Raw genomic sequence first — 12,018 nt, 5'->3', positions numbered from 1 at the left:
GTCGCCGGTCTCTGCCGCCTCGCCTGCCGTGTTACGGTCGCGCCATGTCTGAGACCGAGACGTTGCGGACCCGTCGCGAGGCCGTCGTGCGCGAGCACATGGACTCCGAGAACCGTCACGACTTCGACGCGACGCTGCAGACGTTCGACCATCCCCGTTACGAGATCATCGCGACCGGCGACGTCTACGACGGCGCCGAGGCGGTCTCGGAGTACTACCGGACCTCGCGGGCGGCCTTTCCGGATCAGCGCAACGAGAACGTCGTGCTGTACCACGCCGACGACGGCGTCATCGTGGAGTTCGACCTGCTCGGCACGCACGAAGGCGAGCTGCGCGGGATCGCGCCGACCGGCAAGAGCTTTCGCTGCCGGATGGCGGCGTTCTTCCTCTTCGAGCCGGGCACCGACCGGATCGCGATCGAGCGCGTGTACTTCGATCAGGCGACGATCGCGGCGCAGCTGCTGGGCCACGACGACGTGCCCGCCGCGGAGTAACCGCGCGGGGCAGGATCCGCCCTTGCTCGCGCGCGGGTAGCGTCCGGCCGATCGCCACCTCGCCGAAGATCCTCGATGCCCACGCGCTCAACCGCGCGCTGTTAGCTCGTCAATGGCTGCTGGAGCCGCGGCGCGCCACCGCGCTGGAGGCGATCGAGCAGCTGGTCGGGCTGCAGGCTCAGGACGTCAAGGCGCCCTACTTCCAGCTGTGGGCGCGGCTGGTCGACTTCGGACCGCAGGAGCTGTCGATGCTCCTTGAACAGCGGGCCGCGGTGCGGATCGTGCTGATGCGCGGGACGATCCACCTCGTCTCCGCCCGGGACGCGCTGCTGCTGCGCCCGCTCATGCACGACCTGATCGGCCGCGCCACCGAGGGCAACTGGAGCGTCGGTGACGTCGACCGCGCGGCCCTCGCCATCGCCGGCCGCGAGCTCGTCGAGACCGAGCCGCGGACCTTCGCCCAGCTCGGCGCGCTGCTGGCCGAGCGCTTCCCCGACGCCGACCCGCCCGCGCTGGCCCAGCAGATCCGCGCGCTCGTGCCGCTCGTGCAGGTCCCGCCGCGCGGGCTGTGGGGACAGAGCGGCGCCGCGGCGCACACCTCGATCGAGCAGTGGCTGGATGGCGTCGACGTCCCGCAGCCATCGCTCGGCGACCTCATCCGCCGCTACCTCGGCGCCTTCGGCCCGGCCAGCGTGCAGGACATGCAGAAGTGGTCGGGCCTCTCGCGCCTGCGGCCGGCCTTCGAGGATGCCCGCAGCGAGTTGGTGTCCTTCTCCGACGCGGTGACCGGGCGCGAGCTCTTCGATCTGCCCGTCGCCCCGCGCCCGCCGGGCGACACGCCGGTGCCGCCACGCCTGGTCGGCCCCTTCGACAACCTGATCCTCTCGCACGCCGACGCGACGCGCGTGCTGCCGACCAACTACCGGCGCCTCGTGATGACCCAGAACGGCCTGATCGCCGGGATGGTCCTGATCGACGGCTTCGTCGCCGGCAACTGGCGGATCAAGACCACCAAGAAGCAGGCGCTGCTGACCATCACGTCCTTCAGCGGCAAGGCCTACAAGAAGACCGACACTGCGGAGCTGCAAAACGAAGGCGAGCGTCTCCTGCGCTTCGCCGCGCCCGACGCGCCCGCCGCCGACGTCGTCTTCAGCGCCGGTTGAGGACGATCACGCGCGCGCCGGCCGACGGGATCATCGTCACGTTGCGGTGCACCGCGCGCTCGGGCTCGGCGTCGACGTAGGTGATGTCCAGCCGCCGCGCCATCGTCTCCAGCACCACGCGCTGCTCGGCCATCGCCAGCGCCGCGCCGAGGCAGCGCCGGATGCCGCCGCCGAACGGAATCCACGTGTAGGTCCCGGGCTTGTTGTCGTCCCAGCGCTCGGGGCGGAACGCGAACGGATCGGGGTAGACGTCCGCGCGGTGGTGGATCAGCAGGATGCTCATCGTCACCGGCGTGTCGGCGGGAACGGAGAAGTCGCCCAGGCGCCACGGGACCATCACGCGGCGGCCGATGATCGGGATGACCGGGCGCGAGCGCATGCCCTCGGTGATCGTCGCCTCGACGGTGCGCGCCGATAGGGCCTCGTCCTCGCCGCGGACGGCGTCGCGCAGGCGGTCGTGCGCGGCGGGCGTGCGGACCAGCCGCTCCCAGATCCATGCCAGCTGGTTGGCGGTCGTCTCGTGGCCGGCGAGGACGAGCGTCAGCAGCTCGTCGCGCAGCTCGCGGTCGCTGAGCTCCTCGCCATCCTCGGTCCGCGCTTGCAGCAGCAGCGACAGGATGTCGCGGCGTTCCTCCAGGTCGGTGGCCTGTCGGCGCTCGCGGATCACTTGATAGGTCGGACGGTCGAGGATGTCCAGGCCGATCTTGGTGATGCCGACCGGCTCGTCGCGGCCGATGTTCATCAACTCGGCCAGTTGCGCGCTCTTCCACGTCGAGGCCTGCACCAGTCCGCGAACGGCGCGGCGCAGCGCGTGCTCGGGCGTCCCGCGCTGCGGCTTGCCGTCGATGCCGAAGATCCCGGCCATGATCACGTCGAGCGTGATCGCCTGCATCCGCGGCGCAAGCGCGATCGGGCTGTTGAGCGCCCAGGTGTCGATCTCACGATTGGTGGCTTCGACGATCATCTCCTCGTAGCGCGCGATCGCCTCGCCATGGAACGGCGGCAGAAGCAGCTTGCGCTGACGCAGGTGGCGCGGGCCGATGGCGGTGAGCACCGAGTTGGGCCCGACGATCGGGCGCAGCGGCGACTCGCCGGTCAACGACACCGCGTGGTCGGCCTTGGCGGTGAAGAGCGATTGAACGTGATCGGGATGCGAGGTGATCACCGGGCCGCCGGGCACGATGCCCTGCATCCGGAAGACCTCGCCGTGGCGCCGGCGGGCGCCGAAGACGAACTCGATCTGCCGCTGGTTGAAGCGCAGCATCTGCAGCGCACGGGGCAGATCGATCTGCGGCGGGGCGGGCAGCGTCGCCGCCTGCGCCTCGTCGATCGGTCCGGCGGGCGACGGCGGCGCGATGCCGATCAGCGGTTCGGTGACTGCGGGAGCGAGGCTCATGACATCACTCAGTGTGACACCGATCGATGTCGCATCTGTGCGGTCCCGCACGGAGCTGACCATTCGGTCAGAAGACATACGGCAAGATGATGCGCTCGTGGCCCGCTCGCTCGCATCTTCCACACCTGTCAGGGGCCGCCGTCGAGAGCGCCTGTCGGCCGTCGAGGCGCGGCGCGTTGCGCTCGCCGCCCAGGGCTTTGCCGAGCCACCGCTGACTCGCGCGGTCGACACGCGCGCGCTGCGCGGCCGCGTGCTCGACCGCGTCGGCCTGATCCAGATCGACTCGGTCAACGTGCTGGCGCGCGCGCACTACCTGCCGACGTTCAGCCGGCTGGGGGAGTACGACATCGGGCTGCTGGACAAGTTGTCGCACTACGCGCCGCGGCGACTGTTCGAGTACTGGGGTCACGAGGCGTCGCTGATCCCGGTCGAGCTACATCCGCATCTGCGCTGGCGGATGCGCCGCGCGCACGACGACGCGTGGGGTGGGATGCGGCGCATCGCCACCGAGCGGCCGGAGCTCGTGGCCGCCGTCTTGGAAGACCTGCGCGAGCGCGGTCCGCTGACCGCGTCGCAGTTGGCCCAGCACGACGAGCCGCGTGCGCCGAAGGGACCGTGGTGGGATTGGTCGAACGTCAAGCGCGCGCTGGAGTTCCTGTTCTGGAGCGGGGAGATCACGAGCGCGCGGCGGCGGCGCTTCGAGCGGATCTACGACGTGCCCGAGCGCGTGATCCCAGCTGACGTGCTGGCGGCCCCGACACCCGACGACGATGTCGCGCAGCGCGAGCTGCTTCGCGTTGCTGCGCGGTCGATGGGGATCGCGACCGAGCCCGACCTGCGCGACTACTTCCGTCTGCCAAGCGCCGAGTCCAAGCTGCGCGTCGCTGAGCTGGTCGAGGCGGGTGAGTTGCTGCCGGTCGCCGTGGAGGGCTGGAGTGCGCCCGCGTATCTGGCACCGGGCGCGCGCGTCCCGCGGCGCGTCGATGCACGCGCGCTGGTGGGGCCGTTTGACTCGTTGATCTGGGAGCGCCCGCGCGTCGAGCGCCTCTTCGGCTTCCGCTATCGGATCGAGATCTACGTGCCCAAGGAGCAGCGGGTCCACGGGTACTACGTCTTGCCGCTGTTGCTCGGCGATCAACTGGTCGCCCGCGTGGACCTCAAGAGCGATCGCGCCGGGAGCGCGCTGCTCGTCCAGGCGGCGCATGCCGAGCCGGGCACGGGCGTCGGGACGTCGGACGTCGCCGAGGCGCTGGCGGTCGAGCTGCGCCGGATGGCGTCGTGGCTGGGGCTGGACGACGTGGTCGACGTAGGGGCGGGCGATCTGTCGCCGGCGCTGCGGGCGGCGCTTGCGTAACCGATGAGTTCTGCGCGTACCGCACGTCCATGATGCGACCACGAAGCGACGAATGGAGCAGACAATGCGCAAGTTGATCATCACGGAGTTCATCTCGCTGGACGGCGTCATGGAGGCGCCGGGCGGCGAGGCGGGTTATGCCCATGCGGGCTGGGTCGGGGCGTTGTTCAGCGACGAGCTCGGCGCCTACAAGTTCGAAGAGCAGAACGCCGCCGACATCCTGTTGTTGGGGCGCGTGACCTATGAGGGGTTCTACGGCGCGTGGCCGCACCGTGAGGGCCCGATGGCCGAGAAGATCAACACGATGACCAAGTACGTGGTGTCGTCGAGCGCCGTTGAGACCAGCGATTGGCAGGACGTGACGGTCATCGGCGAGGACGTTCTGGATGGTGTTGCCGTGCTGAAGGAGGGGGAGGGCGGGCCGATCCTGATCGCCGGTAGCCGGACGCTCGCGCAGTCGCTGCTGACCGCCGGCCTCGTCGACCAGGTCAACCTGCAGCTCTTCCCGGTAATCCTCGGCAGCGGCGCGCGGTTCTACCCGGAGTCGCCGGACAAGCTGGCGCTCGAGTTGGTGTCCTCGCGTGAGGTGCCCAACGGCGTGCTGCTGCAGAGCTACCGGCCGAAGGCCGGCTGAGCTGCGACTGTCGCTTGGCCGGCGCACCGGGTTGCGGCGCGCCGGCCAAGTCGTGAAGATGGCGCGCGTGCTCAGAGGACTGCCGCGCTATCTCGTGGGACTGCTGTCGTTGTTGGTGGTGATGCTCGCGGCGGCGGCGCCGCCCGCAGGCGCTGCCGGGTCGGGGACGTCAGATGCGTTGAAGGCTGACCTGACGAGTCTCGTGGGGCAACTGTCGGGCGGTGGAAGCTCGGCGCCACAGGTGCACATGGCCAAGGCGAAGCTGATCGTCGCCGCCTACGACGACCAGGTCGGCGGCGTTTCGGCCGCGCGGGTCATCGGTGACCTCGACTGCATCTCGCTCAACGTGCAGAAGGCGCGCGGCACGTCCAAGCGCAGCACCGTGCGCGCCCGATTCGCCGGCGCCCGCGGCTGCTCGAGCGATCTCGCCAAGCGGGCGAGCGCCGGTGGCGCCAACGGATTGGCCTCGGATCTGGCGAGCGTGGGGGCCACGTTGAAGGCCATGGGCGCCAAGGCCGTCGCCGGCAAGGCGTTCGGCGCCAAGGCCACCGCGCTGCGCAAGACGCAGTCGAGCATCGTGGCGCGGCGTTTTGTCAGCGACACGCTGCACGGTGTGCCGTTCAACCAGGTCTATGACGACCTCGAGTGCATCGACGTCAAGGTCGAGGCCGGCCGCGCCAGCGGCGCAGCTTCCTGCGCCAAGCGCCTGCTGCGTCGATCCACGTCGTTGGCGCCGGCCAAGGACCCGGTGACCTTTGGCAGCGACCTCACCGGCGCGGCCGTGACGCTGCCCGACCGCTTCGCGCCCGACGACACGGAGTTCTGGACCAGCGCGCTGACGGTTCCCGCAGCGGGGACGATCACGGCCTTCCGGCTGAAGACCGGCGACAGCCCGGTGGACCTGCCGCTGCGCTTCTCGGTCGTCCGGCCCCAGGGTGACGGCACGGTCGTGGTCGTGACGACGACCAACCCCGTGTATCCACTCGCTGCTCACGACGCGGGCGTCCACACCTACCCGACCAGCGGGCTCAGCTTCGCCTGCTGCAAGGTCAAGGCCGGCGACATCGTCACCGTCGACAACTCCGGCACGACGACACCCGGCGCCTACGTCTGGTTCGCCGCCCGGTCGGACATGACCACGCTGTCACACACCTCCAACGGCGACAGCCAAAACGCGGGCGTCGTCTGGTCGCCGATTACGCATGCGGGGTATGAGGTGCTGTTGCAGGTGGTGCTGCAGCCGGAGTGACTGGAGCCGGAGGGCCTCGCTAAGGCGTCTGTCCGCGTCGCCGTGCCCGGCGGCGGTCGGGAACGCTGAGCACGAGGAGCAGCAGCCAGAACCACTTCGCCAGCGATTGGGAGATCTCGTAGGCGATCGGGATTGAGATCAGGAAGACGAGCGCCCGGCTGGCCGCGCTGACGATCACCTCGCGTCGTCGGTGGCCAGACGGGTCGGGCTCCGAATCGGCGTAACGGTCGCCGCCCATCGCGACGAGCGTCATCAGCCCGCCGAAGATGATGGTGAGGCCGACGTTGCCGGCGTAGAGGGCGACCGCCAGCGGCTCGTCATAGCGTCCCAGCACCGCCGTGGTGAACGGCATCAGCGCGATGAGCGCCAGCAGCGCCGTGTTCACGAGCACCAAGCGCCCGCTCGCGCGCCCCAGCGACGCGAAGAGCTTGTGGTGCTCGTACCAGAACAGCCCGATCACGGCAAAGCCGATCCCATAGGCCACGAAGTCATCGGAGAGGTCGGAGATGGCCGAGCCGAGGTCGCTGCCGGGGACGTCGGGAACGTCGATGTTGAGGACCAGCAGCGTGATCGCGATCGCGAAGACGCCGTCGCTGAACGCCCCGACTCGATCAAGCTCTCTCCGCTCGGTCGCGGTGGCAGAAAGCATCTGCCGATCATCAAACTGATCGTGTCGGATGCTGAGTCGGTCATGCTTGCCTGCATGGGCCTTCTGGACGATGTGCTGTGGAACCTCGGCCCCGAGGTGCCGACCCTCGTCGGCCGTCGGGCGGGACGTGTCCTGCGCAAGGGCGAAGCGTCTGAGGCGACGATCGTCGGCATTCTCGTCGAGCGGACCACAGACGGAGACAGCACCGAGCCCGAGTATCGCTATGCGTTGGACGTGCGCAACGGGCTCGGGACGTCACGCGTTGGCGTGCGCCAGCGGCTGAGCGTGAAGCGCAGCGACGCCCATGTCGGGGCGACCGTCCCTGTCAAGGTGCTCGACGACAAGGTCGTCATCAACTGGGGGCGCCGGCTCGGAGCCGACGAAGAGATCACGGTCGGCACCTGGCGGATGGTGGACCCGCCGTCCGAAGGGGTGGAGGACCGATGGCGTCGAGACGAGCGGCGACGCATCGATGCCGGGGCACCGGGCTCGATCACCGTTCTGCGCGTAACACCGGTGACAAGTGCCTTCGGCCCGACCGAGAACCTCGACCTCGACGTGCAACTCGCGCCGGCAGACGGCACAGGCGCGGAGACCCGTCGTCTCGAGCGCGTGTTGCCTCCGGACTATGCGCGGTTTCTCGTGGAGGTTGGCGCCATCCTGCCGGTCGGCATCGACAAGGACGGCCGGCGGATCACCATCGACTGGGAGGGCGCAGCCAACGGCGGCGCCGGCCTCGACGCGGCGCCGCCCGGGCCGCCGCCGCTCCCACCGCCAGCAGCGCCGGACGCTCGAGCGCCGTCGAACGGGGCAGGCGACCGTGCCATCCGCGCGGTCGACGCGTTCGTGGCCCGCCGAGTCGGCGCCGGCGATCCGGCAGCCGTCGGCGACGTGACGCTGGAGACCTATGTCGAGATTCAAGTCGGCCTCATCCTCGACCGCGTCGCGCCGGCGGACGCCGACGCCTACGCGACGCGCCAGGGCGTGCCGGCCGGCACCTGGGCGACGGTCGACGCGGCGTGGAAGGCGCGGACCATGACTGCGGAGTACGCCACACAGTTCGGCGCGCTGTTCAGTGAGCGGATGAAGGCGGCCAAGAAGGAGCGCAAGAAGCGGCGTTGACCTGCGCTGTAGGTGGTGCTGCAGCGGCGGACAGACACGTCAGCCCGCTCGCCCGATACGGTGCCGCAGCACATGAGTGCAAGAAACCGCTGTCTGATGACTGCTGCTGCTCTCGTTGCGGTCGGTGTGGTGGGTGGAGGCTGTGGTCAAGGGCGCGCCAAGCGCTCGGTCAGCACGGAGTCGGCAACGACGCTGGCCCGCGAAGGCGGCGTGCGCCTTGTCTACGTCGCCAAGCCCACGCGCTACGCGACCGTCAACGCCGCGTCGCTGCGGCACACGATGCTCGTCGTGGAGCGACGCTTGGCGCTGCTCGGCATCCGCGATGCGGACGTACACGGATCGGGCAACCAGCTCATCGTCACGCTGCCGAATGTCAGGAATGAGGATTCGGCCGAGCAGCAGATCGGCACAACGGCGCTTCTGGCGTTCTATGACTGGGAGATCTCGGTCCTGGGTCCCGACGGCAAGCCGGACCCGACCGATGAAGGCATGACGGGTGGCATGAGCGCTGGTCAGCCGGGTGCGGGCACGCAGACCTATTACGAGGCGGTCACCCGCGCGTCGAGGTTCAAGCCGACCAACGAGCCCGACGACACGACCACCGGCCTGTTCTACGGGGTCGACAGCAAGGCCAAGACGGTGCTCTGCGGGCCGCAGGGCACCGAGGCCGACGCCCGTGATGCCTGCCAGAGCTCGGGCGAGCGGCCGTCTTCGTTCGTCGAGGTGCCGCGGGGTTCTGTCCTCGTCCAGGCGGAGGCCGACAGCACCAACAAGGCCGCGCAGGCGCTCGCCCAGGATGCGTATTACATCCTCAAGGACGATCCGGCGCTGCTCAGCCGCGATGTCAAGGACCCGGAGCAGAACACCGACAACGGCGCCGGCGGCTCGGGTCAGCCCGATGTCACGTTCAGCTTCACCAAGGACGGGCGCAGGAAGTGGCAGAGGCTGACGCGCGCGGTCGCGCAGCGCGGCCAGGCCGCGACGTTGCCCGGCGTCCCGCCGAGTGCCGCCGCGAACCACTTCGCGATCGTCCTCGACAACAAGCTGATCTCGGTTCCGTACATCGACCCGCAGCAGAACCCGGACGGCATCGATGGCTCCAAGGGCGCGCAGATCTTGAGCGGCTTCACGATCACGTCGGCTCAGCGCCTGGCCAACCTCATCAAGACCGGGCCGCTGCCGCTCAAGCTGGAGCTGCAAGCGACGTCGCGCATCAAGCCAAAGGCCGGCTGAACGCCCGGGCTTGTTTCTTCTCGCTATACATAATCCCTACTAAGTCCAGGAGTCGTACCGGAGCCCTTGTGACGTATGGGTCCCTGTGTGGTGGACATGTCTGTGACGAGCAGCCACCACGAGACCCGCCTCGCAAAAGCCGAAATCATCGTGGACCTTGAGAATCCGCGCTGGACCGACGGCCCGAAAGCGGGCCGCGGGACCATGGATTCTGGCCGCGACCTCGACTAGGATTCGGCGCAATGCACACGCATGTGTTCCGAACCACTCGGGGCCGGTCACGGCTGGCGACGGCCGCCGCCCTGATCGTCTGTGGACTACTTCCCAGTACCGTCGGCGCCGCAATCTCTCCCAGCAGGCTGATCGTCCCGTACAAGTCGATCGGCCCGGTGCGCCTTGGCATGACCGTCGTGGCCGCTAAGAGTGTCATCCCGCACTTCAAGTGGACCCACGGCTGCCGCTGCGGCGGGGGAGGCGACTTCTTCGCGGACTTCACGGGAGCCAGGCCGAACGATCGGGTGGACCGAGTCCTCGCCGAGCACGGCAAGTACAAGCTTGGAACGGGCGTAGGGCTGGGCATGAGCCTCACCGAGGCCGGCAAGCACATGCCGAGCCTGCGCTGCACCGGCGACAACAAAGCCCTCGTGGGCTCCGGCTATCTCCTCGTGTTCGAGCTTAGGTATGCCTCGGGCAAGATGCAGCCTTCGGCGTGTGGCGCTCACCAGACGACCGACGTCATCAGCGGCGGTCGACGCCGCTGCGACCAATGGGAACTACGGTTCTACCGTCAGGGACACCTTCCTCCGACTAGCACGGTTCAGGCCGTGTACATGGAGCGTGCGTGGCTGTACAACGGTAAAAACTACCGCTCGAATTGCCTGACGTTCGGTTGCGACCCAAAGTCTCCTCGCCACAACGCGCAGTACAACACTTGCATCCGGGTCACCTCAGACACACCGCCGACGGAGGACCAGTCGCGATCGTAGGGGCCGCCCACGCATGGCGGCCACCGTGCGCCGGAAAGTGGCCCACGTTGTATCACTCTATGTAATCAGCACTTACATTCAGTCGGGGACACGACACCAACATCGGCCAGATTCCGTATGGTTGACATGCCCTCCGCACAAGCCCAGGTGCCGTGGACTCAAACTACCCTAGACCGCGGCCAGCGCGATCGGAAGGGCATAGCATCCGCCTCTCGTCCCGCTGGGGGTATAGGACCCTGAGGGCGGCTGAAGCCGTATGAGGCCCAGGTTGGCGCGACTGGCTACAGCCGTCCTCTCTTGCGTCGACCACAGCACTCGAATATGGTGCGTAGCATGGCCGCTCTAAAATGTTCCGCATTCGCGTGTCTAGGCTTTCTTCTACTTGCCGTCCTTACATCTGCGTCGGTGTATGCCGATGGGGCTCCATCGATCGCCAGCGGCACCCCAATTACGTTGGGGCTGCAGCAATTCGGGAACAGTGCGAACGCCACGACGCCTGGCTACAACGGCGACATCGACGGCCACTTTCATGGCGGTGCGGTGTGCGGCGGTGCTTCACTCACCCAATTCTGGTCACTCCAAGTCGTTAGCGGTGACCAGATCCTCACGGACTGGGAAGCCCCGCAACAGCAGTTCCAGACCAGGTTGACTTTTCTCCCTGTGGGCACAACCGACTATGAGCTGGCCACCGTCCAGCCAATCGCCGCAAGCGAGGTAGCCGCCAACGGCAAGGCTGAGCTGCGTTACACCGCAACGCGGAGCGGGTCAATGCCCGTGGCTTTCTGCCGCATCAACAATGAGCCGGGCGGGCCGTACGACTTCACTATCTACGCCCGCCACGCTGTTCGCCTCGCCTTACGCGCCCCCGTTGCCTTACACGACACCGGCAATCTCAAGGTGCACGTCAGCGATCCAGACGGTCTCGGGATCACCAGTAGGCAACTGACGATTGCCGTGCAAGCACGTTCAGGAGGTGCATGGAAGACGCTCGGAACCGCGAAGCCGTCGCACGGGGTCGCCGCGGTGCACTACAGCGCGCGGAGTCTTCCCGCTGGTCGCTACGACCTTCGATTGCGTGCTCATGGGTCCAGCTTTGTCACGACCGACCAGACCGTTCGGGGCGGTGCACGCCGCACTCCGTAGTCAACCGTGTGCTTGGTCGACGACACGATGGCCGTTGCCGACACGGTCTTGTTCCGAGCATTAGTTCAGACGTCGCCGATGTGCGTCAGCGATGATCTTCTTGTGGCTCTTAACGAGCTTGGGGGCGGTGGATTCCCACGCAATTACCTGTGTCTGAGCCGACACGGCCGGGGCCTGGATTCACCATGCACGATGCCGGCATACATCGTCGCGAACACAGCGCCGTCCTCGACGAACGCTTGGATCTTCGCCTGCTGTTCGGTGTGCCCTTCCATGAACGGTAGCTCACATCGCGGAGGTACTCGGTGGTCTCGAGGACAGCCTTTCCACGCTTGTTCAGCTTCTTGTTCATGAACCCCGTGACTTGCCGGCCGCAGCCGCAAAAGCAGTAGGTCGCCACGTGACGCAGCCTACCTTTGAACCATTCCGAGTCGCCGCGGTCGCGCGGGGCATGGTGGAGTGGATCCCGTCGTGTGGACAGTGGGGGCTTGCGGGGCTAGCCGTTGATTTTGGGGTTGTTGGTCATTGAATCATTCTCATACTGGGCGGGTGAGAGGTAGCCCAGGGTCGAGTGTCGGCGGGTGGTGTTGTAGAA

At 67.8% G+C, this 12,018-nt stretch carries 12 protein-coding genes; 9 read left to right on the top strand and 3 right to left on the bottom strand.

Going from position 1 to position 12,018, the window contains the following annotated elements:
- The first annotated feature begins 44 nt into the window (after positions 1-44).
- Both VGO10_RS20520 and VGO10_RS20515 read left to right on the top strand, forming a co-directional pair.
- Positions 45-494: an ester cyclase gene (locus VGO10_RS20520; RefSeq protein ID WP_327471864.1), complete on the top strand. Its 450-nt coding sequence runs from the start codon at positions 45-47 to the stop codon at positions 492-494.
- Between the two features lie 14 nt (positions 495-508).
- Positions 509-1,657 carry a winged helix DNA-binding domain-containing protein gene (locus VGO10_RS20515; RefSeq protein ID WP_327472009.1) on the top strand — a complete coding sequence of 383 codons (1,149 nt, stop codon included), beginning with the start codon at positions 509-511 and terminating at the stop codon, positions 1,655-1,657.
- Here the strand turns inward: VGO10_RS20515 and VGO10_RS20510 are convergent.
- Positions 1,644-3,053, bottom strand: coding sequence for a cytochrome P450 (locus VGO10_RS20510; protein ID WP_327471863.1), 1,410 nt, complete (start codon positions 3,051-3,053; stop codon positions 1,644-1,646). The two genes, VGO10_RS20515 and VGO10_RS20510, sit on opposite strands and share 14 nt — an antisense overlap.
- A gap of 97 nt (positions 3,054-3,150) precedes the next feature.
- Here VGO10_RS20510 and VGO10_RS20505 point away from each other — a divergent pair, with 97 nt between their 5' ends.
- From VGO10_RS20505 to VGO10_RS20495, 3 genes are all read left to right on the top strand, one after another.
- A complete protein-coding gene (locus VGO10_RS20505; protein ID WP_327471862.1) occupies positions 3,151-4,407 on the top strand; it encodes a winged helix-turn-helix domain-containing protein in 1,257 nt (418 codons plus the stop codon).
- Positions 4,408-4,471: 64 nt separating this feature from the next.
- Positions 4,472-5,041, top strand: coding sequence for a dihydrofolate reductase family protein (locus VGO10_RS20500; protein WP_327471861.1), 570 nt, complete (start codon positions 4,472-4,474; stop codon positions 5,039-5,041).
- 58 nt (positions 5,042-5,099) lie between these two features.
- A complete protein-coding gene (locus VGO10_RS20495) occupies positions 5,100-6,290 on the top strand; it encodes a hypothetical protein (protein WP_327471860.1) in 1,191 nt (396 codons plus the stop codon).
- Positions 6,291-6,309: 19 nt separating this feature from the next.
- Here VGO10_RS20495 and VGO10_RS20490 read toward each other — a convergent pair whose 3' ends face one another.
- The gene (locus VGO10_RS20490) at positions 6,310-6,939 is read right to left on the bottom strand and encodes a TMEM175 family protein (protein ID WP_327471859.1); all 630 of its coding nucleotides are present in this window, start codon (positions 6,937-6,939) and stop codon (positions 6,310-6,312) included.
- Positions 6,940-6,993: 54 nt separating this feature from the next.
- Here VGO10_RS20490 and VGO10_RS20485 point away from each other — a divergent pair, with 54 nt between their 5' ends.
- The 4 genes from VGO10_RS20485 to VGO10_RS20470 all read left to right on the top strand — a co-directional run bounded on the left by VGO10_RS20485 (position 6,994) and on the right by VGO10_RS20470 (position 11,423).
- Positions 6,994-8,061, top strand: a complete 1,068-nt coding sequence (locus VGO10_RS20485) for a hypothetical protein (RefSeq protein WP_327471858.1) — start codon at positions 6,994-6,996, stop codon at positions 8,059-8,061.
- Positions 8,062-8,157: 96 nt separating this feature from the next.
- Positions 8,158-9,294 carry a SecDF P1 head subdomain-containing protein gene (locus tag VGO10_RS20480; RefSeq protein ID WP_327471857.1) on the top strand — a complete coding sequence of 379 codons (1,137 nt, stop codon included), beginning with the start codon at positions 8,158-8,160 and terminating at the stop codon, positions 9,292-9,294.
- A 242-nt stretch (positions 9,295-9,536) separates the two neighbouring features.
- On the top strand, positions 9,537-10,280 hold the full coding sequence (locus tag VGO10_RS20475) for a hypothetical protein (RefSeq protein ID WP_327471856.1): 744 nt from the start codon (positions 9,537-9,539) through the stop codon (positions 10,278-10,280).
- Positions 10,281-10,685: 405 nt separating this feature from the next.
- Positions 10,686-11,423, top strand: coding sequence for a hypothetical protein (locus VGO10_RS20470; RefSeq protein WP_327471855.1), 738 nt, complete (start codon positions 10,686-10,688; stop codon positions 11,421-11,423).
- Positions 11,424-11,919: 496 nt separating this feature from the next.
- On the opposite strand, the gene VGO10_RS21780 is transcribed toward VGO10_RS20470, so the two are convergent.
- Positions 11,920-12,018, bottom strand: a 99-nt coding sequence (locus tag VGO10_RS21780) for an IS3 family transposase (RefSeq protein ID WP_349258973.1), incomplete at its 5' end; no start/stop codon positions are given.

It is taken from the genome of Baekduia sp. (assembly GCF_035996765.1).
Classification (GTDB): domain Bacteria; phylum Actinomycetota; class Thermoleophilia; order Solirubrobacterales; family Solirubrobacteraceae; genus Baekduia.
The sequence above is the reverse complement of the archived record's forward strand: the minus strand, read 5'-3'. Positions and strand labels throughout refer to the sequence as shown.

Excerpts from the sequence above, each read along its gene's own strand:
- VGO10_RS20500 (WP_327471861.1), top strand. The coding sequence starts at position 4,472 with ATGCGCAAGTTGATCATCACGGAGTTCATCTCGCTGGACGGCGTCATG.
- VGO10_RS20510 (WP_327471863.1), bottom strand. The coding sequence starts at position 3,053 with ATGAGCCTCGCTCCCGCAGTCACCGAACCGCTGATCGGCATCGCGCCG.
- VGO10_RS20475 (WP_327471856.1), top strand. The coding sequence starts at position 9,537 with ATGCACACGCATGTGTTCCGAACCACTCGGGGCCGGTCACGGCTGGCG.
- VGO10_RS20485 (WP_327471858.1), top strand. The coding sequence starts at position 6,994 with ATGGGCCTTCTGGACGATGTGCTGTGGAACCTCGGCCCCGAGGTGCCG.
- VGO10_RS20520 (WP_327471864.1), top strand. The coding sequence starts at position 45 with ATGTCTGAGACCGAGACGTTGCGGACCCGTCGCGAGGCCGTCGTGCGC.
- VGO10_RS20495 (WP_327471860.1), top strand. The coding sequence starts at position 5,100 with ATGGCGCGCGTGCTCAGAGGACTGCCGCGCTATCTCGTGGGACTGCTG.
- VGO10_RS20490 (WP_327471859.1), bottom strand. The coding sequence starts at position 6,939 with ATGCTTTCTGCCACCGCGACCGAGCGGAGAGAGCTTGATCGAGTCGGG.
- VGO10_RS20480 (WP_327471857.1), top strand. The coding sequence starts at position 8,158 with ATGACTGCTGCTGCTCTCGTTGCGGTCGGTGTGGTGGGTGGAGGCTGT.